Annotated in this window: 19 protein-coding genes; 7 read left to right on the forward strand and 12 right to left on the reverse strand. The window is 37.9% G+C overall.

Going from position 1 to position 24,746, the window contains the following annotated elements:
* The first annotated feature begins 11 nt into the window (after window positions 1-11).
* Window positions 12-2,546 (forward strand): glycosyltransferase family 2 protein, encoded by a 2,535-nt coding sequence (locus tag PQG52_RS01440; protein WP_271827568.1) that lies wholly within the window; start codon window positions 12-14, stop codon window positions 2,544-2,546.
* Window positions 2,547-2,550: 4 nt separating this feature from the next.
* On the opposite strand, the gene glyS is transcribed toward PQG52_RS01440, so the two are convergent.
* From glyS to PQG52_RS01455, 3 genes are all read right to left on the reverse strand, one after another.
* Window positions 2,551-4,611 (reverse strand): glycine--tRNA ligase subunit beta, encoded by a 2,061-nt coding sequence (gene glyS / locus PQG52_RS01445; RefSeq protein ID WP_271827569.1) that lies wholly within the window; start codon window positions 4,609-4,611, stop codon window positions 2,551-2,553.
* A gap of 1 nt (window position 4,612) precedes the next feature.
* Window positions 4,613-5,500: a glycine--tRNA ligase subunit alpha gene (locus tag PQG52_RS01450; protein ID WP_271789242.1), complete on the reverse strand. Its 888-nt coding sequence runs from the start codon at window positions 5,498-5,500 to the stop codon at window positions 4,613-4,615.
* Between the two features lie 149 nt (window positions 5,501-5,649).
* Complete coding sequence (locus tag PQG52_RS01455) at window positions 5,650-6,513, reverse strand: 3-hydroxyacyl-CoA dehydrogenase family protein (RefSeq protein WP_271789241.1); 864 nt, start codon at window positions 6,511-6,513, stop codon at window positions 5,650-5,652.
* 266 nt (window positions 6,514-6,779) lie between these two features.
* Here PQG52_RS01455 and PQG52_RS01460 point away from each other — a divergent pair, with 266 nt between their 5' ends.
* A complete protein-coding gene (locus tag PQG52_RS01460) occupies window positions 6,780-7,640 on the forward strand; it encodes a DUF2076 domain-containing protein (RefSeq protein ID WP_271789240.1) in 861 nt (286 codons plus the stop codon).
* Here the strand turns inward: PQG52_RS01460 and PQG52_RS01465 are convergent.
* From PQG52_RS01465 to alaS, 3 genes are all read right to left on the reverse strand, one after another.
* Window positions 7,637-8,521, reverse strand: coding sequence for an exonuclease/endonuclease/phosphatase family protein (locus PQG52_RS01465; protein ID WP_271827570.1), 885 nt, complete (start codon window positions 8,519-8,521; stop codon window positions 7,637-7,639). The two genes, PQG52_RS01460 and PQG52_RS01465, sit on opposite strands and share 4 nt — an antisense overlap.
* Before the next feature lie 12 nt (window positions 8,522-8,533).
* Complete coding sequence (locus tag PQG52_RS01470; RefSeq protein ID WP_271827571.1) at window positions 8,534-9,226, reverse strand: carbonic anhydrase; 693 nt, start codon at window positions 9,224-9,226, stop codon at window positions 8,534-8,536.
* Between the two features lie 154 nt (window positions 9,227-9,380).
* Window positions 9,381-12,029 carry an alanine--tRNA ligase gene (gene alaS, locus PQG52_RS01475; RefSeq protein ID WP_271827572.1) on the reverse strand — a complete coding sequence of 883 codons (2,649 nt, stop codon included), beginning with the start codon at window positions 12,027-12,029 and terminating at the stop codon, window positions 9,381-9,383.
* Window positions 12,030-12,182: 153 nt separating this feature from the next.
* Here alaS and tenA point away from each other — a divergent pair, with 153 nt between their 5' ends.
* Window positions 12,183-12,887, forward strand: a complete 705-nt coding sequence (gene tenA, locus PQG52_RS01480) for a thiaminase II (protein WP_271800970.1) — start codon at window positions 12,183-12,185, stop codon at window positions 12,885-12,887.
* Between the two features lie 146 nt (window positions 12,888-13,033).
* Here the strand turns inward: tenA and PQG52_RS01485 are convergent, their stop codons facing one another.
* From PQG52_RS01485 to aroB, 4 genes are all read right to left on the reverse strand, one after another.
* The gene (locus PQG52_RS01485) at window positions 13,034-15,250 is read right to left on the reverse strand and encodes a Hint domain-containing protein (RefSeq protein ID WP_271827573.1); all 2,217 of its coding nucleotides are present in this window, start codon (window positions 15,248-15,250) and stop codon (window positions 13,034-13,036) included.
* 399 nt (window positions 15,251-15,649) lie between these two features.
* Window positions 15,650-16,078 (reverse strand): GtrA family protein, encoded by a 429-nt coding sequence (locus tag PQG52_RS01490; protein WP_271827574.1) that lies wholly within the window; start codon window positions 16,076-16,078, stop codon window positions 15,650-15,652.
* 93 nt (window positions 16,079-16,171) lie between these two features.
* Window positions 16,172-17,311, reverse strand: a complete 1,140-nt coding sequence (locus PQG52_RS01495; protein ID WP_271827575.1) for an OmpA family protein — start codon at window positions 17,309-17,311, stop codon at window positions 16,172-16,174.
* A gap of 308 nt (window positions 17,312-17,619) precedes the next feature.
* Window positions 17,620-19,263, reverse strand: coding sequence for a 3-dehydroquinate synthase (gene aroB, locus PQG52_RS01500; RefSeq protein ID WP_271827576.1), 1,644 nt, complete (start codon window positions 19,261-19,263; stop codon window positions 17,620-17,622).
* 183 nt (window positions 19,264-19,446) lie between these two features.
* On the opposite strand from aroB, the gene PQG52_RS01505 reads away from it, so the two are divergent.
* The 3 genes from PQG52_RS01505 (at window position 19,447) to PQG52_RS01515 (ending at window position 21,991) form a co-directional block, all read left to right on the forward strand.
* Window positions 19,447-20,010 (forward strand): hypothetical protein, encoded by a 564-nt coding sequence (locus PQG52_RS01505; RefSeq protein ID WP_271827577.1) that lies wholly within the window; start codon window positions 19,447-19,449, stop codon window positions 20,008-20,010.
* 16 nt (window positions 20,011-20,026) lie between these two features.
* Window positions 20,027-20,935: a tyrosine recombinase gene (locus PQG52_RS01510; protein ID WP_271827578.1), complete on the forward strand. Its 909-nt coding sequence runs from the start codon at window positions 20,027-20,029 to the stop codon at window positions 20,933-20,935.
* Between the two features lie 96 nt (window positions 20,936-21,031).
* On the forward strand, window positions 21,032-21,991 hold the full coding sequence (locus PQG52_RS01515) for an acetyl-CoA carboxylase carboxyltransferase subunit alpha (protein ID WP_271828161.1): 960 nt from the start codon (window positions 21,032-21,034) through the stop codon (window positions 21,989-21,991).
* Between the two features lie 5 nt (window positions 21,992-21,996).
* Here PQG52_RS01515 and PQG52_RS01520 read toward each other — a convergent pair whose 3' ends face one another.
* Window positions 21,997-22,749, reverse strand: coding sequence for a competence/damage-inducible protein A (locus PQG52_RS01520; protein ID WP_271827579.1), 753 nt, complete (start codon window positions 22,747-22,749; stop codon window positions 21,997-21,999).
* Between the two features lie 81 nt (window positions 22,750-22,830).
* On the opposite strand from PQG52_RS01520, the gene PQG52_RS01525 reads away from it, so the two are divergent.
* Window positions 22,831-23,742 carry an SMP-30/gluconolactonase/LRE family protein gene (locus PQG52_RS01525; RefSeq protein ID WP_271827581.1) on the forward strand — a complete coding sequence of 304 codons (912 nt, stop codon included), beginning with the start codon at window positions 22,831-22,833 and terminating at the stop codon, window positions 23,740-23,742.
* On the opposite strand, the gene PQG52_RS01530 is transcribed toward PQG52_RS01525, so the two are convergent.
* On the reverse strand, window positions 23,734-24,729 hold the full coding sequence (locus PQG52_RS01530) for a bifunctional GNAT family N-acetyltransferase/(deoxy)nucleoside triphosphate pyrophosphohydrolase (protein WP_271827583.1): 996 nt from the start codon (window positions 24,727-24,729) through the stop codon (window positions 23,734-23,736). The two genes, PQG52_RS01525 and PQG52_RS01530, sit on opposite strands and share 9 nt — an antisense overlap.
* Window positions 24,730-24,746 lie beyond the last annotated feature (17 nt).

Below are 24,746 nucleotides of genomic sequence, written 5' to 3' on the forward strand. Positions count from 1 at the left end.
GATATTTTTTGATGACGATACAATCTCGTTTTACAGGTTTTTGCCAAGAAGTCAGAAAAGATATTATCCTTGGGTGGGCGATTAACGCATCTTCTCCACAAGACCATGTGACTGTGTCAGCTTTTATTGATGATCAGCAAGTCGCAGAAATTAAGTGCGATCAAAATAGAGAAGATATTCAAAAAAAAATTAATTTTTTTCGCAATGACATTGGTTTTCAATTTATCATTCCAAATGAATTTAGAGATGGCAAATCTCATCGACTTTCTTTTCGTTTCCCAGATAATAATATTATTTCCATTTTAACGAAAAATAACTCTACTGAAGGGATCTCTGTTTATCCTTTTCAATTAGAAGAAAAACAATCAGATCAAGTCAAGGTTCTATCTTGTATGGATGGGTGGAAAAATGGGGCCATTCATGGCTGGGTATTAAGGCAAGATATCTCGACTGGCAAATATTCTGGTAAATGTCAGGTAACGGTGACAATGGATGGTCGTCATTTAAAAACAGTTGAGGCAAATCAGTTTCGTGGTGACGTCGCCAGTGCAGTTAATGCCGACGCACGTTGTGGTTTCGCTGTGGTTGTTCCCAGAGCATTACGTAAAAGAGCTCGCTCTGTATTTCGTGTATATGTCATGCCTGAGCAAATAGAGTTGCTGGGCAGTCCTTATGAAACGACGTTAATTGATGATTTGTTAGAGCAGCAGCTTTTGGTTGTAAATAATCAAATTGATTTTCTTTATAAAGAAATGACTGCGTTACGTACTCAGTTTAAACGTTTGGTGAGTGGTTCTGATTATGTAATTAACGAATATGGCACTTGGGCAAAGAAATACTATTTTTTATTACCAAAACGCTTGGAAAAATTACATTTAGAATTGGAAATTAATGATATTGAGTATCAAACACCGTTAATTTCTATTATTTGCCCTGTTTATCAGCCTGCAATTAAGTTTTTTAAAGAAGCTGTAGGGTCTGTATTGGGACAAACCTATCAAAACTGGGAATTAATACTTGTTGATGATGGTGGCAAATCTTCTGATATTCAAAAAGAAATTAAACAGCTGGTTAAACAAGATGCTCGGATTAAATCTGTAATTTTAAAAACGAATAAAGGCATTTCAGAAGCTACAAATGCTGGGATTAAAAAAGCTACTGGGGAGTGGATAGCTTTTTTTGATCACGATGACGTATTGGTTCCTCAGGCTCTAGAAATGATGATTGGCTCTGCGCAGTTACATCAGGCGCAAATGCTGTATTCTGATGAAGATAAAGTGGATGATTACGGTGCTTTTGTTGAACCTCACTTTAAACCAGATTTTAACTATCGTTATCTACTTGGATTAAACTATATTTGTCATTTTGTAATGGTGAAAGCCGACGCAGTAAAGAAAGCAGGGCAATTACACTCTCGATATGATGGTGCACAAGACCATGATTTCTTGTTACGTTTAACGGAGGTTATTCCTCATCAACAGATCTATCATGTGCCAGAAGTTTTATACCATTGGCGTAAAACAGCTGGTTCTACTGCGGAAACGGTGGATAATAAAGAATATGCGATCAGGGCTGGGGTTGCTTGTGTTCAGGATCATCTGAAACGGATTAAAAAATCTGCTAACGTATCTTCTATTAAAGATTTTACAGCGTATCAGATTGAATGGAAAAAAGCACAGTCTGATTTAGTGACGATTGTTATTCCGTTTAAAGATCAAGTCAAGACAACAAAAGAATGTGTTGATCGATTATTAGAATATACAAACTATAAAAATTATCGGATTATATTGGTTGATAATGCTTCACGTGAAGCAGAAACCCTAGCATTTTTAGAGGAATATTCTCAGTATGACAATATTGAGGTGTTACCGATTCATGAGGAATTTAATTTTTCCAGATTAAATAATCTTGCGACACAACAATTTGAAAGTGATTTTTATTTATTTTTAAATAATGATGTTTTTGTCAATGATCCTAATTGGCTTCATATTCTAGTGAATGAGGCTTTATTGTCTAAAGATGTTGGGATTGTTGGTGCGAAATTATTGTATCCTGATGGTCGGGTGCAACATGGTGGCGTTGTTGTAGGACCTGAAGTCATTGGCGATCATATGAATAGGGGTCTGGAAACTGAAGAATTTGGGTATGCTTGTCGTTCTATATTATCTCAAGAGCTAACAGCAGTCACAGCAGCAATGATGCTTATCAAAGCAAGTGTTTTCGAAGAGTTAAATGGTTTTAATGAAAACCATCTCAAAATTGCATTTAATGATGTAGACTTATGCCTACGTGCCAGAGAAGCTGGATATAAAGTGGTTTTTAGTGCTGATTGCATGGCTGTGCATCATGAAAGCTTGTCCAGAGGAACAGATGATTGCCCAGAACACGAAGAACGTTTTTCTTATGAAAAAGAATACATGAACAATAGTTGGGGACGGAAAGCTATTTATACTTGTGACCCTGCATACTCACCTAATTTCGTGGTAAGACCTCCGCTTTTTTATGAATTAAGTAATCCAGAAAAAACGGAGGCTACAGAAAAATAATAAATTATTTTTCGATTTGATTAAAATCAGCGATCAGGCTAGCAGCCTGATCGATTTGAGACAGTAATTTCAAACGATTGCTGCGGATAGCAGGGTTTCCGTCATTAATCGTTACATTTTCAAAGAATAGATCCAAAGAATTTTTTAACGTTGCAATGCTGTTCATTGCTTCACTAAATTGCTCTTGCTCAATGGCTACGCTAATTTGCTCAATGGCTTTACTCAAAGTAGCGGAAAGTTTTTTTTCTTCATCTTGAGCGAGTAATGCTGTATCGACTTTCCCTTGATGAGGACCATCCTTTTTATCTTCAATTCGTAAAATATTGCTGGCACGTTTAACTGCAGCAAGTAGGTCTTTACCATCTGTTGTTTCAAGGAAAGATGTAATTGCTTCGACTTTCTTTAATAACTCTACAAGATCAGTAAATTGCTTGGTTGGTGCAACAGCAGAAAGAATATCATACCGAGATCCTTCACTGCGTGATTGAACATAAAGACGTTCATAAATGAATTCGACTAACGCGCTAAGATCACTGGATGCTTGCAATGCTTGAGGTAAACCAGTAATAGCGAATTCAAAGAGTAATTTGATATTAAAACGCAGCTGATTTTCACGAATAATACGAATAATTCCCAAAGCTGCACGGCGAAGCGCATATGGATCGCCCGAACCACTCGGTTTTTCACCAATTGCAAAGAAAGCAGTCAGAAGATCAATTTTATCCGATAGAGCCGCAATGATCGAAATAGGTGCGGTAGGGACGCTATCACTTGGACCAGCAGGCTTATAATGCTCAGAAATAGCCAATGCTACTTCAGCAGCCTCTTTGTCATGCTTGGCGTAATACCCGCCCATAATGCCTTGGACTTCTGGGAACTCACCAACCATACCTGTGGTTAAATCGGCTTTACTAAGAAGGGCTGCACGTTTTGCGAGTTTTTCATCTTGCTTTAATTGTTGTGCAAGATAGCCAGCTAAACGCTCTAAGCGTTGAATACGTTCGTGTTGGCTGCCAAGTTTTGCATGGAAAATTACATTTTGAAGTTGTTGATTTCGTTGTTCAAGAGATGTTTTACGATCTTGATCCCAGAAATAACGCGCATCTGCAAAACGTGCGCGTAATACGCGTTCATTTCCTGCGATGATTAGTTTACCTTCATCATCAGGCGTAATGTTTGCAACAAATGCAAACGCATTGGCAGGGGAGCCATCTTTATTTTTTAACGCAAAATAACGTTGATTAACTCGCATGGAAACTTGCATGACTTCAGGGGGTAAATCCATGAAGATCTCATCAATTTTTCCCAATAAAGGCACAGGCCACTCAACCAATCCTGTTACTTCATTTAATAAACCTTCGTCAGGAACAAGTTGCAGATTTGCTTTTTGGGTTAATTCTGTTAGTTCATCGAGAATTTTTTCACGACGTTTATCAACATCAGCAATGACGAATTGAGAGAGTAGAGTTTCTTCCCATTGCTCTGCATTTTGAATTTCAAAAGCTTGTGGTGCTAGGAAACGATGACCTTCGCTTTTATTATTACAAACCAATCTATGTGCATCATCATTTGCAGTGGCAAGGTCTAACGGAATGATTTTTCCATCAAGCAAGCAAGTAATGTAATGTAAAGGTCTTACCCATGTAAATTGGCTGCCATTGCCCCAACGTTGAGATTTTGGCCAAGGGAACTTCCACAGAATTTGAGGAAAAATTTGTGCAATAAAATCAGTTGCAGAAACTTCCGCGATCTTCTTTTGCAAAACCCAAAAGCCGTTTTCTTCGATCAGATCAGATTGCTGGGCTTGATGTTTACGCAAAAATCCTTCCAGTGCTTTTTCAGGTGCAGTCGTTCGCGGCCCACGTTCTTGCACTTCTTGAGCAGGAATGGTATTTTGGATATCTAGACGAATAGCAATCCGACGAGGGGTGCTGAAAGTTTTGATATTTGTTGGGGATAAATTACCCAATGCATCACAAAGCAGACGTTGTAAATTCTCGGTCGCTTGTCGTTGCATGCGTGCAGGAATTTCTTCGGAAAAGAGCTCGATAAAAAGTTCTGACATCTTATTTCTCCTCCGCTAACCAAGTTTCACAACAATGCTTGGCAAGGTTGCGGATACGACCAATATAAGACGCTCTTTCATTGACACTAATGACCCCACGGGCATCTAATAAATTAAATAAATGACTGGCTTTTAAACAATAATCGTAAGCAGGTTGTGCTAGTTTTTGATTAGCTAGTGCCTCAGATTCTTTTTCTGCATCTTTAAAATGGCTAAAGAGGATTTCTGTGTCGGCACATTCAAAGTTAAAACGGGAATAATCTTGTTCAGCTCTTAGGAAAACCTCACCATAAGTCAGCCCATGATCGTTAAAGGCGAGATCGTAGACATTTTCAATTCCTTGGATATACATTGCCAAACGTTCTAAACCGTAGGTTAATTCGGTCGATGGAACAGAAGTTGTAATACCGCCTACTTGTTGGAAATAGGTAAATTGAGTGACTTCCATACCATCGCACCAAACTTCCCAACCAAGTCCCCAAGCACCAATGGTTGGATTTTCCCAATCATCTTCTACAAAACGAATATCATGTTTTTTGGGATCAATACCGATGGCTTTATAACTTTCCAAGAGAAGCTCTTGACTGTCTTGAGGAGAGGGCTTTAATAACACTTGATATTGATAATAATGCTGCAAGCGGTTTGGGTTTTCTCCATAACGCCCATCCGTTGGTCTGCGACAAGGTTGCACATAAGCAGCCTTCCACGGCTTATTTCCTAAAGCTCGCAACGTAGTATGAGGGGATAAGGTTCCCGCGCCAATTTCAAGATCATAAGGTTGTAAAATCGCACATCCTTTTGAATCCCAAAATTCATGCAATTTCAAGATTAGTCCTTGGAAAGATAAAGCACCATTCTTTGATGATGGAAGCGTTGTATTCGAAGGCATGAAAAATATAATTCCTAGAAAACAATATAAAAATTAAATTACATTTTATAGTGTTTTCTGGAAAAAAATAAGAGTAATCTTAAGTAAAAAATCGAATAAATGAATTTAAATTTAAATCATATGGATTATAATTCCTTATTTAAAGGTATTTATTTAATATTCGTATCTTTGTAATCGTAAAAACCTTGACCTGTTTTAACGCCAAGTTTGTTTTTGGATAGAAAATTTTCTTTTAAATATTCTCTTGGTTCTTTGGGAGTATCTTTTCTGACGGTGGCATAATGTTCTTCGATATCATACACAACATCTAATCCGACTTCGTCCATTAAATGAAAAGCACCATGGCGGAAATCCCCAATCTGAGAAAAGATTTTATCAATTTCTTCAGGTGTAGAAACGCCTTCTGCAGCAACATATAAAGATTCTCTTTTAATTGCAGCCCAAATACGATTGAAAATGAAGCCAACACTTTCTTTTCTGACATGGAAAGGGCTGAGGTGCAGTTCTTCAAAAACTTTGATAATAAAATTAATAAGATTTGGATCAGTATACCCACATCCCATGATCTCTACCACTTTGATTGCAGGAGGGCGATAAAAATGTGTATTGATAACGCGGCTTGTATTTTTTACTTTGCCAATCAGTTGACTGGAAGGGAATGAAGAAGAGTTCGTCGCTAAAATAGCATCAGGTGGAATCATTTGATCTAGTTGACCCAAAAGATCGACTTTGGCATCAAAAATCTCTGGAATTGCTTCAATCACTAACCAAGCATTCTCGGTAGCTGCTTTTAAATCATTAAATGCTTTGACGGTTCCAGCTTTACCATTCGGTGTTTCTTTGACAACTTCAGGAAGATATTGATTAATATATTCGATAGATTGTTTTGTTTGTTCAGGGGATGAATCGTAAAGATGAACTAAATTTTTTTTTGTGGCAAGTAATGCTGCCATTCTGCGTCCCATATTTCCAGAACCACAGATTACGATAGGGCGGTTAATGTAATCAATCATGATTAATCCTTTTATATAAATGATGCATTTGGATTAATAAAAAGAATATATATTTTTATTATCTAAAAGTAACAATATGAATAATTTATTAAAATTTAACCTAATTAGCATAAGCGGTAATTTTCTTATATAAAGAATCACTTTATTGTGATGTCTGCATAGTTTGAATTTTATAAAAGGTTTTTAGAGAAAAAAAACTTGTTAAACTGCTTACAAAAACTACATAATGTTAAACGTTTATTGTTTTATAAAAGGATTATAAACAAATGAATAATGAAGAACGTGAGCTTATTAACAAATTTTTTGATAGGGTCGGGGGTAATACTTCATCCCAATCTGGTTCCGTTCCTACGACGAATCAGATGCCACCTGTCGATCAAGAAGCGGATCGGCTCATCAAAGATAATTTGCAAAAATATCCCGATGCAGGGTATCGCATGACCCAAATGGCGGTTGTGCAAGAGGCAGCTCTGGCAGAAGCTCAAAATCGTATTCGTCAACTTGAGTGGCAGTTGCAACAGGCTTCTCAGCAAGTACAGCAAATGCAACAACAACCTCAAAATCAACAACAATCTTCATCAGGTGGTTTTTTAGGTGGGTTATTTGGCGGTAACCGCCAGTCAACTCAATCCACACAGCAAAATCAGGCGCTTCCTCCTGGATGGGGTGCACCGAATCAGCAACAATTCCAAGGTCAACAAGGGCGTCCGTATCCTGGCCAACAAAACGCTTATGGTGCGCCACCTCCACAAAATTACCCTCCTGGATATCAACAAGGCATGTTTAATCGTGGTGGCGGTGGCTTTTTAGGCAGTGCATTGACCACCGCAGCAGGGGTTGCCGGTGGTATGTTTGCCTATAACGCGTTAAGCGGTTTATTCGGTGGCAGCCATGCTGGTGGTGCTGGTGTTGATCCAACAGCAGGAGCAGCAGATCCTTTTGCTGGTGGTGACCCATTTGCTGGGGCAGGTACGGGTGTCGATCCGGGTTTTGATGCGGGTGCTGGTACTGACGCAGGCTGGGGAGCAAGTGATAACTCTGGTTGGGGTGATAACAGCGGTCAGGACGATAGTGGCTGGGGTGACAGCGGCGGTGATGACAGTAATTGGGGAGATGATAGTTTCTAGGGTATTGAAAGTTTAATTGATACTGGGCAATGGTCTGACAATTGATTTTGCTGATTAAAGCCCTGTTCTTTATATTTTAATACGCTGAGAGAGTTTGGAATAAACCATTTGGTTGTATGATGATCTAACATGAAGCCATCAATAAAGTAACTGCCTCCCCAACACGGATTGGCTTGATAAGCCGTAGGAAACGTTGGGGAGGTTATTTTTTCTGATAAACTTTTATAAAAGAACTCATTCGGGGAAATAACTCTGTTAAAATCACCCAAGATAATAAACGCTTGCTTTTCCATTAAACGTTTTCGTATCCATTCTTGCAAAATAGGTAATTGTTCTTTGAGGAATTGACAAGATGGTTTAAGAGCCTTGTTCGTTAAAGGATAATCTTGGCAACCAGACTTTAAATGCAAAACAAGAATCCTAAGGCTATTCTTTTCTTTAGTATAAAAAGTTAAATCTAACCCACTACGTAAAGGGTGTGATCCGTTTATATTGCCTAATTCTGTTAAATCTGGATTTTGTTCAATGTGCGCAAAAACACTATGTCGTACTGCAAGAGCTGTATGCTGAGCAATAGGGTCTCTTGATATAAAGAATAAATATTCATTTGCAGGAAAAACGAAACGTAATGTTTCCAAAGAACCGATTTCTTGTAGTGCAACGATGTCTGATTGTAATTTTATTGCATATTGTTGTAGTTGCTGAAAATCAGAAGTATTTCTAAGATTTACATTATGTGGAATAGGGGTGTTTTGGATATCTTTTTGAGAAACTAACCACTCTAAATTCCAAGTGGTTAGTTTTAGTATTTCGGCTTGTGCTGAAGCACTATTTATAAGACATAATGTATAAAGAATATAGACAAAAATCTTATTATACATTGATGGCTAAGGTTATTCTTGTAAACGACGTTCATCTACTTGATTTTGCAAAATCTCAATGGCTTGACTGACAGTCATATCATGGCGTGTTTCTTCGTTTAGGATATAAACTTGCCCATTAGGAATATCATAATACCATCCTTGAAGTGCGATCTCATTACGAGCCAATGCTGCGGCAATAGAGGGGTGTGTGCGAAGATGTTGTAATTGTAATAAAACATTATGTTCTGTTAAAGTTTGGATATTTTCAGGTCCAACATCGGTTGCGGTTAACGCATCGGTTACAGCATGGGCTGTGGCTGCGAATTTAAGCCAACTTTTAACAGCTGGCATAGAATCCGTTTTTTCTGGATGGATCAGCGCATCCATTGCCCCACAATTTGAATGTCCACAGACAATGATGGTTGATACTTTTAAAGCGCAAACCGCATATTCGATTGCAGAGGTAACACCCCCCATAGCATTTCCGTATGCAGGGATAATATTACCGATATTTCTTAATACGAATAGATTTCCAGGATCTTGATCGGTTAAAAGTTCCGGATGAATACGACTATCTGCGCAGGTAATAAAAAGAGTTTTAGGCTCTTGACCATTTGCCAGTTTACTAAAGAGCTCTTTGCGTTCAGGGAATTTCTCTGTTTTAAAGCGTTTAACACCGTGTAAAATGCTTAATAAAGTCTGTTTAGGATTTAGATCTGGCATGTAATTTCTTTCATTTATGTAAAACCAAGAAGCTGTTATTCAGCAAGAAGATATTAATATTGTAGATAGATCAAAATATATTGCAATTTAATTTTATGTAAATTCTTGTTTACAAATAAAAAAGCGGGCTTTTAAGCCCGCTTCTTAAAGGTTTTTACACAGAAAGTTTTTTTATTTCTTTAAGAATTCTATCAAATGCTATTTGATAGTCACATGCATTTGGACCTCCTGCCTGAGCCATATCTGGTCGTCCGCCACCACCCTTTCCACCAACAGCATCACTGGCAATTTGAACCAAATGGACTGCATTAACCGTCTGAGAAAGATCTTTGCTGACAGCAACCACAAAAGAAGCTTTGTCTCCAAAAGAAGAAAAGACAACTGCAATGCCGTTATCCATTTTTCTGACCAATCCTTCAGCTAAGGATTTTAATTCTTTAGGAGCGACGTCGCCTAAATTACGCATGGCATATTCAATATTGCCAATTTTCTCTGCGTTATTTTGCTCATTTCCTCCAACAGCAATCTGGTGTTGAAGTTTAGATACTTGTTGTTTAAGAGATTTACGTTCTTCAAGTAATTGCTGTAACCGTTCCACAAGCTGTGTCGATGGCGTGTTTAATAAAGAAGCTGTTTCGTGCAATGTTGCTTCATTTTGTTTAAAATATGCTTCCGCAGCGGTACCTGCAACGGCTTCGATACGGCGAATACCCGCAGCTACCCCAGTTTCAGAGATGATATGGAATAAACCAATTTCAGCCGTGCGGGTGACGTGAGTACCACCACAAAGTTCAATCGACCATGCTTTTAGTTTTTCTTTGTCATTACCCATGGCAACAACGCGCACTTCGTCACCATATTTCTCGCCAAATAAAGCCATAGCACCCAGCTTGACTGCTTCATCAGGGGTCATAATACGGGTAACAACAGGTTCATTCTTGCGGATTTCTTCATTAACAGCAGATTCAATGGATTGAAGTTCTTCGGGTGTTAATGGTTTTGAATGACTAAAGTCAAAACGTAACCGATCGACACTATTTAAACTGCCTTTTTGGGTAACATGGTCACCAAGTTGGTTGCGTAATGCTTGGTGAAGTAAATGTGTCGCAGAATGATGGGCTTTGATCGCTTGGCGTTCTTTATGGTCAAGAGCAGCAGCAGCAGGCTCACCAACTTTAATGGAACCTTTTGTGATTTTTCCATAATGAACAATCAAATCACCTAGTTTTTTTTGTGTATTGATAATGGTTACTATAGCATTTTTGCTGGTAATATATCCTGTATCGCCAGCTTGACCACCACTTTCACCGTAAAAAGGGGTTTGATTAAGAAGAATGGCAACCTCATCACCTTCTTTGGCTTCTTGAACAGATTGATTATTCACAATAATGGCTTGGATTTCAGCATCAGCGGTTTCGTTTTTATATCCAAGAAATTCTGTTGCACCACATTTTTCTTTGAACTCGAACCAGACGGTTTCGGTGGCATTATCCCCAGATCCAACCCAAGCAGCTCTCGCTCTGCTACGTTGTTCGTTCATGGCACTGTCAAAGCCTTCTTGATCGACCGTAAAGCCTTTTTCGCGTAAGGCATCGGCAGTTAGATCAAGCGGAAAACCGTAGGTATCGTACAGTTTAAAAGCAACATCCCCAGGAAGTTTTCCTTTGCTTGGCAATTTATTGGTTTCGTCAGCCAACAAAGAAAGCCCTCGATCAAGCATTGTTTTAAATCGTTCTTCTTCGCCTTTTAAAGTTTCTGAAATCAAGGCTTTGGCTTGAATCAGTTCAGGATAAGCACCACCCATTTCAGTAATTAATGCAGGTAGCAATTTAAAGAAAGTAGGCTCTTTGGTGCCAATCATATGTAAATGGCGCATCGCACGGCGCATGATGCGACGTAACACATAACCACGACCATCTTTGGAGGGTAATACACCATCAGCAATCAGAAATGCGGCTGAACGCAAATGATCGGCGACAACGCGGTGACTTACTTTATGTGTGCCAAAAGGATCCGTATTGGTAACTTCAGCAGAAGCACGTATTAAAGATTGGAATGTATCAATATCAAAATTGTCTCTTTTCCCTTGCATAATTGCTGCAAAACGTTCCAATCCCATGCCTGTATCAATTGATGGGCGAGGGAGAGGCGTGCGGGTTCCTGGTGGGTCTTCGAAATATTGCATAAAGACCAAATTCCAGATCTCTACAAAACGATCACCATCTTCGTCAGGAGAGCCAGGAGGGCCACCGAAAACATCCTGACCATGATCGTAAAAGATTTCAGAACAAGGTCCACAAGGTCCCGTATCGCCCATACGCCAAAAATTATCAGAGCTGTTAATACGAATAATACGATCATCAGAAAAACCAGCGATTTTTTTCCATAATTCAGCAGCTTCTTCATCATCTGCATATACGGTCGCAAGAAGTTTATCTTTGGATAAACCAAATTCTTTTGTAATTAAATTCCACGCAAATTCAATCGCACCTTCTTTGAAATAATCGCCAAAGGAAAAATTGCCCATCATTTCAAAAAAAGTATGATGGCGGGCGGTATAACCTACATTGTCCAGATCATTATGCTTACCACCAGCACGCACTACTTTTTGAGCAGTTGTTGCACGCGAATAAGAACGTTGTTCCTGCCCAGTGAATACGTTTTTAAATTGAACCATTCCTGCATTGGTAAAAAGGAGTGTTGGATCATTTTGAGGAACGAGAGGGGATGACGGAACATGTTGATGATTATTTTTGGTAAAATAATCTATGAAAGTAGAACGTATTTCGTTTGTACTGGGCATGTTAAATAGATAATCCTAATCAGATAAAAACATAATTTCTAAGAATATTCCTGAGCAAACAAGTAAAATAGAAATTTTATAAACTATTTCACAATTTTTTTGATAATTTGCAAGATAAAGCTCTTTTAACTTTAATGAAAAAGGTAAATTTTTATGTCTAATGTTATTAAAAGTACACGTTCTTTGTTAGATCAAGGCTTAATTGGGCGTTTACGTCGAGATTGTCAAGCTGATTGGACACAATTCACTAACCATCGTTTTATCAAAGAATTAGCGTTGGGGACTCTGCCAAAAAATGAATTTCAACAATATCTTTTGCAAGATTATTTATATTTACTAGATTTTTGTCGAGTGGAAGCATTAGCTGTATATAAAAGTCGATCTTTTGAAGAAATGCAATATTTTTCATCTGTATTACATGATCTGTTACACGTAGAGCTGCCTTTACACATATCCTATTGCCGCGAATGGGGCATTCAGCAAGAAATAATTGATAATACCCCCAAGACCCTAGAACTATTAGCTTATAGTCAATATATATTGAGTAAAGCAATGCAAGGGGATTTATTAGATCTGATCGTTTTATTGATGCCCTGCGTTATTGGCTATGGAGAGATTGGATTGAATATTATTTCAGATTCTGAGTCAAAAACTCAAAATAATCCATATCAATCATGGATAGATATGTATTCTGGTAAGGAATATTTGGAGATCATACAAAAAACGGTGACTTTTTTGGAAAAGATTTGCACAAAATATGGTGTAGAACAAAGATATTCAAATTTACTTGAACAATTTCAAACATCAGTAAGGTTGGAAACTGCATTTTGGGATGTAGGTCGAGCAAATCCACTATAAAATGAATGTCTTCATTTTAAGCAAAATTTTTTATATGAAACTCTGTAAGATTTATTATTGCTTAACAAGATTTGTATAATCTTTTGAATTCATTAAAAATAAGGCCAATAACACATATTATGCTATTGGCTTTTAATCTAATATAGCTAAGCGCTTAATTGCATTACTTTTGAATTACTTTTTTCTTTTTCAATAAAAATAGTTGTCTCAACGACTTTGATAACAAGACATGAATTTGTTCCAGGTTTGTTGTTTAAGGGTAAAAGGGCTTTGCCAGTAGTCCAACGACAATTTGATTGATTTAGATCATGCCAACCTTCTAATGTTGGTTGATCTAAGTGCGCTGTAATCTTCTGTATATTTTGATTATTAAATAGAGTGATTTCTCCTATGGATACCCCAAAATAACGGCGATCATCAATATACGGACCGATTACATCACTTGGGCGACTTGCGTTTGAGATAAGATGAACAGAAGTTACATCGCTTGGTATAACGAATAAATAATGATCATTGTTATTTTTACCATATATCGTAATGCCAGTATCAGTAATAAGATGTAAATCTGTTTCTTTTGTGAATGTATAAGGCAATGTTTGATCAATAAAACCACATTCCTTGGCTCTTGTTTTAAGTTGATTAAAAAGAGGCTCAACAAAAACTTGAGATACATCCAAAGATACTGCTGAGTCGTTCCAAGTTTTAAATGCATGATTGTGGAGTGAAACGATATTACCTTGTTGATGGAATAATCGATGATTTTCAGTGTTTAAAAACGATTCAGCAAGCATTCCATTGGCAAATAATACAGAATGCTCCTCTGTCTCAATATGATATACATCAAATGTTTTTAAACCATAATCATAATAAATTGATGTACCATTAACAAGCATACGAGCAGGTACAAACTTTTTGTTCAAAAACAAACAATGTTCAGAAGTTACCCACGTGTCTTGGTAAGGAATATTGGATGCAATAGCATCCTTTTTGATGCAAACGGGATATCCGGCCAAATCATCAGGAAAATTCGGGCTTACGGTAACTGTTCGATTACCAACCCATATTATTATTTTGTTTTGATGGTTACTGGTAACCACATCAAAAATTTTTATATGATCGCCAATTTTAAGTTGCTCCACAGGGACATCACCATTTGGAGTGCTAATCATAGAACCGGCTAAGTAACATGGAGTATCAATGTCAGGGGCATCGCCGTTATATTGAATCGTTGTTCCAGAATAGACAAAAAGTGCAGGGTCATAGCCAAGTCCCATATCAAACTTATATTGTGTGTTTGCATAGGTAACGGTCAAAATACCCGTTTGGGGATCGTATATTTGGGTTCCTGCAAAACCTAAATTTAGTTGATCCGTTTTACCAAATCCACGAATCTTTCCTTGGAATGATTTCGCTGTTGCCATAGAGAAATTAAAGACGTTATTGCCATTAGTGAAATTAATCGTCTGGTTCAAAAATGTGGGTGTGTAAGTATAATTATTAATATATGCCCCGCCAACCAGATTTATATAACCAGGTTTATCGCTTGTAGAGCTGATATCTGTGACATTTAAATTTACACGTGTATGATCGAATGTTAACGAGCCATTGTTAATAAAACCTTTTGATGTTGAGTTTAAAGTAACTGTTGAACCATCGGTGGCACCGCTTTTAGCACTGGAAGAATAAGTAAAATTACTGTTATTAATGAATCCACCCGCACCAGCAGTGACATGGACAGTGCTTCCAGGTGTGTAATTTAGTGTAAAATTACCATCATTTACAACTTGACCAAAATTAATATTTATTGTCGTTCCACCAGTTGCAGATCGATTATCAATATTAAAGGTCCCAGTATTATTAAATACACCTCCAGCCGCTCCATTTCCCCAGTTCGAGGTCATGGCTCCACCGTTATTACCTATACCTTGAATAATACCTGCATTTGTTAAGTTTTTAACATAAGGGGCACTGAATGTGGAAGATGCACCAGCATTAGATATAATTTTACTATTTGCATCATTGGTGATGGATGAATAGTTCAAATTAAATACGGTTCCAGAAGTATTGTCTGGTTGATCAAATTGAATTTGACCGTTTGTTTGGGTCAAACTGTTTGTTGTATTCGCATAACCAAAAGCTGTATTAACACCTGCTCCAGGGGTCTGAGGATCGATTGAAAATAAACCATTATTGATCAGGTTACCATATATATTAAACGTGGTACCAGGTTGGGTAAATATGAATGAACCATTCTCATCGTTCGTAATTGTATTGCCAGTACCTCCACCTATATAGGTAGTTCCAACGTTGTTAAACAGCTGTTCTGTGGAATTGGTTCCACCATTTGGAAACGTGTTGGCCATAAAACCTCCTTAATAAGATTAAAAAATATTGTAAATTTTATTTTTTTTGTGCATTCAATTGGTCTGTATTCAATAAATGTATTTTGAAATTCACAATTATTAATTAAAAATAATTATTGCAATATTTTAGATTCTAATTTGAATCAAATTTGAATCAAATAAAATTATCAAATAAAAGAGGGGTTGTAAATAATATTCCTGTAAGCGTACGAAATTTTTATTTGTAATCAGATAGATAAATGTAAAAAACACACTAACGCAGAACAACTAATCTGATGACGAGTTGACTAGATATAGTATGAAAATTAAGGAAAAATTGAAGTTAGGAATTATGTTTAATTTTTTAAAAAATTATGTAAAAAATATGGACTATACTGATCTAATAATAATAATTTGGTATTATCTATAGACCAGTTTGCGAGATAAATTAAAATTGGCAAACATACCTGCGGCTGCACCGATGATTAAGGCAACAATAGGGTGAGCCACACAAGTCGGGCTGAAATGGAAAAGAATTAAAACAGTGCCTCTATTTAGACAGAAACCCAATATATTTGTAATTAAAAAAGTTAACCATTGATTTATATACTTTTTCTTTTTTCCAACACCGCGAAAAGTCCATATGCGGTTTATCAGCCAATTTGATGTCGCTGCGATGAAATATGCTAATAAAGTAGAGGCGGTTAATCCAATAATATATCGCAATAAGTAAACAGTGCAAGTATCTAGGACAAGGCCAGAGAAACCAACTAATCCAAATTGGATGAATTGGGTCATTTTTGTATGATATTTTTCAGGTTTAAAGAGGCTTAATAACCTTTGAAACATATCAATTAAATCTTTTGTTTATAAATGATTAAAATAAAAAAAGGAGATATCAAAAGATATCTCCTTCTTATAAATTACTAACTAAGTAATAAATTACTTAAGAATAATTTCTACGCGACGGTTTTGTGGTTCACGTACATTTGGTCCTGTTGGAACCAATGGATGAGATTCACCGAAACCTTGAGTAAAGATTGCACTAGCAGGAACGCCATCACGGATCAACTCTGATTTAACGCTTTTTGCACGGCGTTGTGATAGACCCATGTTGTATTTCGCACCAGCTGCGCCACCACGAGCAGATGAAGTATCGGTGTAACCGTTAACTTCGATACGTGTTGTTTGAACACGTGTAGATGCTTGAGCAGCTTCACGAACGATTTCACGAGCGCGAGGTGTCAAAGTATATTTATCGAAGTCGAAGAATACTAAATATGTACGAGCTGCCGTTACAGTAGGAACTACTTGTGGAGCTACTGTAGGAGGAGCTGGTGGAGCTGTGTCAAACGCATAACGTAGACCTAGGATAAATTGGTGATTGAAACGATGATCAACTTTACCATTACCTTTGTAAACGCCATTACCAACCCAAGATGTTGATTTATATGTAGATTGGTCTAATTGACCCATCATACGATATTCTGTTGTAACAGCAAGACCTGGTACACCTGGGATGTCATATGCAGCACCAACGATACCTTGGTATGCAAATCCACCATTTGTTCCGCCAAGACGGTTTACGCTGCCATTACGGTAATTGGTTTGTAATGGGCCCATATCTTGCCATAAGTAACCAGCACCAACACCAACAAATGGAGTAATAGGAACATCGATTCCGAATTGACGTAGATCGATATCATAAAGAACGTTTACTAATCCACCATAACCTTGGTCGTGACCTTTGGTTTTATATGCAGGTGATTCAGTGCCTTTACGACCATTAATATTAGAATAGTTGTAAACACCTTCTACTTCAACGCGAAGACCGTTGCCAAATCCCCAACCAGCAGAACCGAATGTTGTGAATCCAGTACCATGACGATACTGAGATTTGCTTCCAGCAGCACTGTTTGTGCCATTAGCACGTGTGCTTGGTGAGAAAGTAGCGTGTTGATTTTGAACTAAGTTATAACCACCACCCAAGCTAACATAAGGGCCAGTAATTGTGCTAGCCATCGCTGCAGCGGGTGTGGCTACTGCAAAAGTCGTTGCAAGTAATGCTGTACGAAGACGCATCTTGACTTATCCTTTTAATTACGTTTTGAGCGATAGACCGCTGGTCAAAGCGGTAGCTCTTTTGAAACAATGAAACTCTATAACTAGATGTTAATCTAATCTATTTTATTGTAAAACCAAGGTGTTTTTGTATTTTACACGCAATTCTATATCACATGTAATAAAAATAACACAATAACTTTTCTTGGCCTTTCAACCACTAAAGATTAGACGGTATATTAATTAAGTTTTAATAGAATGACAATCACCGAAATATCATTGCGAAGCTAGATTTTTAAAGATGTGCTTTCTATACAACAATAAATGCATTATATACAGCCATCCTCAATTAGTAACTCATGTAAATCTTTTTCGTTAACGTCTTGAGAAGTAAATGTTTTTCCAATGCCATTCACAAGAATAAACAGTAGCTTACCATCTTTTACTTTTTTATCATGTTGAAGATGTCGCAGCAGATTTTCAGCTTTCATCGGTGAGTTGAGATCTTTAATAGAGATAGGTAAGCCAACTGATTGGAAATGTTTTAAGACACGATTTGTGTCTTCTTGGGAACATATTCCCAAGCGTGTACAAAGTTTAAAAATAAGGCAACATCCCAGTGCAACGGCTTCGCCATGAAGAATACGACCATCATATTTTAGCTCTGCTTCTAAGGTATGTCCTAAGCTATGACCTAAATTTAACAAGTTTCTACCTTTGGAACTTTGTTCAAATTCATCGTTTTTAATAATTCTCGCTTTGAAAGCACAAGCACGTTCGACGGCTTCATCAAGATATTGATGATCTTTAGATAGAATCTTTTGACCATTTTCTTCGCACCACTGAAACAGCTCTGGATCATCAATTAAACCTGCTTTTACAATCTCAGCATAACCAGCTACGAGTTCTCTGTGGGGAAGGGTATTTAGAGTTTGTGTGTCGGCAATTACAATCTGGGGTTGATAAAACGCGCCAACTAAGTTTTTGCCTGTGCTGGTATTAATTCCAGTTTTTCCACCAACGGATGAATCGACCTGTGATAATAGGGTTGTTGGAATTTGAATAAATGGAACGCCTCTTAAAACACTCGCAGCGGCAAAGCCACTTAAATCACCAGTCACACCACCACCCAGTGCAATAATCGGTGTTTTTCTTTCAATATTTTTTTCGAGTAATTGGTTTATAACTTGTTCGAAATGTTTAAAGGATTTTGTATTTTCACCTGGAGGGATCAAAATCGTTTCATAATGTATTTGTGCATGGCTGAGGCTGTCTGTAAGAGTTTGCAAGTGAAGTGATGCAACATTCTCATCAGCGATGATAAACACTTTCTTTTGTGATAAGATTGGAGAGATCAACGCACCAGCTTGTTCAAGCAGTTGAGAGCCAATCATTACGTTATATTGAGTATTTGAAAGTTGGATAGGTAATGTACGCATGTTACTTGCACGCTCCAAAGTTAAAAGAATCTGTGTTAAAGTGGTTTCGATTTTATTGTCGTGACAAGGTATAATAAGGTCAGCTTCGGCATAAACCGGATAGCGTGTCGCCATAAGGTTAGAGAGGATCTCATGTTTATCACCTGAATTTAACAAAGGGCGATGGGTATGATGAGAGATTCTTTCCAAGAGCGTTTCAACATTGCAATGTAACCAAATTGTTGTCGTTTTCTCTTTTAATAATGCTCTTGTTTTAGGGTGCATAAAGGCACCGCCACCTGTGGCTAGTATAATAGGGGATTGTCTAATTAAACGTCGAATGACTTCGTGTTCCACACGTCTAAATTCTGCTTCTCCATATTGCTCAAAAATATCAGCAATTGTGCAACCTGCTGTTTTTTCGACTTCTTGGTCAGAATCAACGAAAGGGATGCAAAGCTCTTGGGCCAATTTTTTTCCAATTGTTGTTTTTCCAGCGCCCATTAATCCTATTAAGGTAATAGGTTTATTAATTCTTTTCTCTTTATTAAACATTAAATATACCGAAGATAGCGTAAGTTACATGAAACATACTGATTTAAATGAACAATTAAAAATATAAAATTTGGCTTTATTTTTCAACACAATCTATCGTAAAGGCAACGCTCTTATGCTATGAAAAAGTTTATTGTAACGACTTATATACAGAAATCATAGATTTAAAATTGTTAAGGAAAGATGATGCGTCGTCCTATTTTTATTATTATTGGCTTGATTGTTGTCGTATTTGCCATTGTTATCGTTCTTTTTGGGCTAAAGGGTCCTGAAATGCCGATTCAAGAAATACATAAAGTAATTCCTTTAAGCAAATTGCAACAGCAATCATCAGCACCAGCTCTGCCATCGATTCCATCAATGCCTGCTGCTGGTAATCCTGTTGGCCAACAACCAGCTGTGAATCCCTCTCAACCTATTCCTGCAATGCCACAACCTAATGCCACACCTGCGGCAACACCTAACACTAGTGGTCAGCCTGCGATGAATATGCCAACACCTCCCGCACAGCAACAAGCTGTTGTTCCAAATGCTGCAACAGGAAATACGACGGTAATGCCTCAACAAACACCTCAATCAACAGTACCTTTGATTATTCCCCAACAAGGCGCTGGAACTGGGATTACAGCTGGTCAACAGCCTGTAAATCCACAACCTACTGCTGTAAATCCATCTCAAGCCATTCCTGCGATGCCACAGCCAGCTAGCGCTTCTGGAAATGCAACAGGGGTTCCTGCACAACGTTAAAATAGTTAAACTAATAATGAATAATACGTATCTCGAATCTTTTCTTGAAATGCTGGCTGCAGAGCGTGGCGCTAGTAAACATACGTTACAAGCTTATCAAGCGGATATAGAGGATTTTCTGAGTTATCTTATGACTCAGAATGATAATGATAAACAGCCTCTAGAATCCGCTTCGAAAGAAGTTATTCAGGACTATTTTCAGTGGATGGGTAAAGAAGGTAAATCTGCGCGAACAGCAGCGAGACGGTTATCCTGTTTGCGCCAATTTTATCTTTTTTTAGTCAAGGAAGGAATTAGAAGTGATAATCCAACGTATTTATTGCAAAATCCTTACCTACCTAAGACTTTGCCAAAATATTTAACTGAACTTGAAATTGGTCTTTTATTGGATGCTTGTGTTCTTTTAGAGGATTATCGTCGTGGCTTAGTGGCGAGAGCAGCTTTAGAAATTCTTTATAGTGCAGGTTTGCGAATCTCAGAATTATTAAAGATTAAAAAAGATCAAATTCAGTCCGATACTAAAATCTTACGAATCTATGGGAAAGGGGGAAAGGAGCGGTTGATTCCTGTTTCTGATTCGGCAGTGGAGGCCGCTATGGATTTAAAGAAAAATGACCACCATTTACAAAGTATGTTTTTATTCCCTGGTCGCGACTCATCAAAAAATTTAACACGGCAAGGATTTGATAAAATCCTTTATCAAGTTGCATTGAAAGCAGATTTGGATCCAGATCGTATTTCACCCCATGTCTTGCGCCATTCTTTTGCAAGTCATCTTTTAGCTCATGGTGCTGATCTAAGATCTTTGCAAATGATGTTGGGGCATGCTGATATTTGTACAACACAAATTTATACGCATGTTCAGACTGAACAACTACAAAAAACGGTGCGTAATCACCATCCTTTGGCTAAAGTGAAAAAATAAAACGTTAAGATTGAAAATCAGTGCTAAGATAAAATGATAGATTTTTGGACGAATAGACTATAAGATTTTATTTATTTATGGTATTTTCGAATAATGATGCGTCAATTTTTAGATTTTGAAAAATCAGTTGCTGAACTTGAAACAAAGATTTTTGAGTTGCAGCATGTTGAACAATCCTCTGATGATGTGAATATCTCCGAGGAATTAAAGCAACTCGTCGAGAAAGCAGATAAGCAACTCCTTGCTCTGTATGCTAAACTGACCCCTTGGCAAAAGGTTCAGGTGGCTCGTCACGCACAACGTCCACATGCGTTGGATTATATTAATGCTTTTATTGAGGATTTCACAGCGTTGGCTGGGGATCGTTTATTTGCAGAAGATCACGCGATTGTTGGCGGAATTGGACGTTTTAATGGTCAGACTGTTATTGTGATTGGTATTGAGCGTGGCTCTGATTTAGATACACGGTTAGAACGTAATTTTGGAATGGCCAGACCCGAGGGGTATCGTAAAGCACAGCGTTTGATGCGATTGGCCAGTCAGTTTAATGTGCCGGTGATCACATTGGTTGATACGCCAGGTGCTTGGCCAGGAATCGACGCCGAGGAAAGAGGACAAGCGGAAGCAATCGCAAAGTCTATTCAGATATGCTTACGCACTTCGGTGCCTATTGTTGCGGTGATTATCGGTGAAGGTGGCTCTGGTGGTGCAATTGCTTTGGCAACGGCGGATAAAATTTTAATGCTTGAGCATTCTATTTATTCTGTGATTTCTCCAGAGGCTTGTTCTTCAATTTTGTGGCGTGATGCTTCTCAGGCCGCACAAGCAGCAGGGGCATTGTGTTTAACTGCCCAAGATTTGTTAAAATTCAAATTAATTGATCAAATTATAGAAGAACCAATGGGCGGCGCTCAACGTGATCCCGAAGCTGCCGTTGCATCCGTGAAGAAAGCTATTCAAGAATCGCTCGATGAACTACAAGCAATACCTGCACAAATTTTACAAGCAAAAAGAAGAGACAAATTCTTGGCGATGGGTCGCCAAGAAGTAGAGTAAATATTTTAAAGGGGTTCACCTTCTTGAGGTTGATACCCCATACGAATTAATAGTTCGTAAATTGCTTTTGCAGCTTGCTCAACGGCGTGTTGGTCCTGACCTTTTGTGACCAGAGCAACACCATTTTGCTTTTCATTTTTGTAAAATGGATATGATCCAATGTCTGTTTGTGGAAATTGATTTTGAATATTATTTAGATCAGCAGCAACTTTTCCTTCAGAGGCATGATACGCATACCAAGTTTTGGAGATAATAGGATCTCCGTGGCGTAATGTAGGAATGATATTATCCAACATTGCCTGCATAATTTGTGGAACGCCAGCCATGACATAGACGTTGCCAATAACATAGCCAGGTGCAACAGAAACTGGGTTAGCAATTGGCGTCGCGCCCAAAGGTAAGTGCGCCATTCGTTGACGTGCTTCGTTGAAGTTTTCTTTCCCGATATAGTCTTCTAACAATTTAAAAGATTCGGGGTGGATCTGGTTGGGGACTCCAAATGCTTCTGCAATACAATCAGAGGTAATATCATCATGGGTTGGGCCAATGCCGCCTGTGGTAAAGACATAATCCACAGCTGCTCTGATTTCATTAACAGTATGAATAATTACTTTTGGATCATCGGGAATAACCCTTGCTTCTTTTAACTTGATCCCTGCAATTGCCAAGTGCCTAGCAATATAGTTAATGTTAATATCTTGCGTACGGCCTGACAGTATTTCATTGCCGATTATGATAATTGCAGCTGTGGGATTCATTGATACTTTCCTATGATACGTAAATATGAAATGATCTATAAGGTATATAGAGTTCCCTTGTAGTATAGCGAAGGATTGAGAATGTTACATACAAAATTTTTCGAACCCGTTTGTGTATGGGATGTCAAAGCTTCATTGGGTGAAGGCGTAGTCTGGATCGAAAGTGAACAATGCGTTTATTTTGTAAATATCCTAGAAAAGAAGATCTATCGATATCATCCAGAAACACAGGCAAAAACAGTTTGGGATGCACCCAAAAAGCCAGCCTTTATCTTTCCAACAACAGGTTTTGTCTTATTATGTGGTATGGAAGATGGATTATACTGGTTTGATCCAGTTCAAGGCACTTTTACTCAATGGTTTGCCATGAACGAAACGCATCCAAATAATCGTTTAAATGATGGATATATCGACTCTTTGGGCAGACTCTGGTTCGGCACAATGGATAACGAAGAGAAAGAACCAAGTGGGTCTCTTTATTTATTAACTTACGACGAAGATGGTAAAATATCTTCTGTGCTACAGGATAAAGACTACGTTGTTACCAATGGTCCAGTCATTATGGAAAATCATGATATCTTGTTCCATAATCATTCCAATGAGCAGGTTATATACAAATTTGATTGGCACGAGTCAGGATCTATTTCTAATAAGACAAGTTTTGCTGTGCTTGAAAATGGATATCCCGATGGGATGGCAAGTGATTCGCAGGATAATCTTTGGGTTTGTCTATATGCGGGTAATCAAATCAATGTTTATTCACAAGATGCAACATTACTTCAAACCATTCCGTTTCCTTGCCCTAATATTACAAAAATTACGTTTGGAGGAGAGAATTACCAAACGGCTTATGTAACAACGGCAATAAAGGATATGACGGTTCAAGATAAACAGGAATATCCTTTGGCAGGTGGTTTATTTGCGTTTGACGTATCCGTTCCAGGGAAATCTCAAAATTTATTTAAGATTTCCGAACATGTTTTATTAAAATAATAGATCTTTGAGTAAAGGAATAAAGGGTTTGTCTGCTTCCATCACTAAATAATGATCCAGTTCTTCGGCAGAAACCCATGCAAGTTGTTGATTTTCTCTAGGTTCTGGTGGGTTATTCCATTTGTGACAAACATATAATGGCATCAGCAAATGAAAATCTGCATACTCGAAAGAGGCAAACGTAAAAGGAGCTAAGCAGCTTTGGGATACGTCAACGTTAATTTCTTCTTTCAATTCCCTTACCAAGGCTGCTTCTGGCGTTTCCCCTGGCTCTATTTTTCCACCAGGGAATTCCCACATGCCAGCCATAGATTTGCCTTCTGGCCTGCGAGCCAGCAACAAGCGACCTTCTGTATCGATTAAAGCAGCTGCAACGACCAGTAAGATTTTTTTAGGTGTAGAAGAAGACGGTATCATAGAAGGTGTTTGTCCAGGGCAGATATCTTCGCGTTGTAATAAGAAGTAAGAAACGGGTTGCTCCGTCGCTCGTGCAAGAAATTTTTCCTTGCCTTGACCAAAAGGTTGATAACCGCATTTTTTTAATACAGCGATCGAAGCCATATTATCATCTGCTGCCGTAGCACGAATGTAATTGATATTAAGATTTGCTAATGCCCATGTACTAATGCGTTGTAATGTTTTACTGGCAATTTGTTGCCCCCAATATTTATGAGCAATCCAATATCCAATTTTTCCAATTTGATCTTTGCTATCTACGCGAAGACCAATGCAGCCGACAATTTTCTGGATGGTCTCATCGATAATAGTGAAATGATATGATGTTCCTTCCTCAGATTCTTTTGAAACCGAATCGATCCATTGTTCTAAAAGGGGTTTTGGATAGGGAAAAGGAACTTGGCTGAGCATTCTAACGACATTCCAATCATTGATTAAAGAATGGATCGAATGAATATCCTCTGCTTCAATCAGTCGCAAAATATAATGATCGATTTTTAATGGCGGTACGGAAACATTATGGATCGTCATTGTGCAAAGCCTTATTA

The organism is Commensalibacter communis, from assembly GCF_947179105.1.
In the GTDB taxonomy this organism is placed as follows: Bacteria; Pseudomonadota; Alphaproteobacteria; order Acetobacterales; family Acetobacteraceae; genus Commensalibacter; species Commensalibacter communis.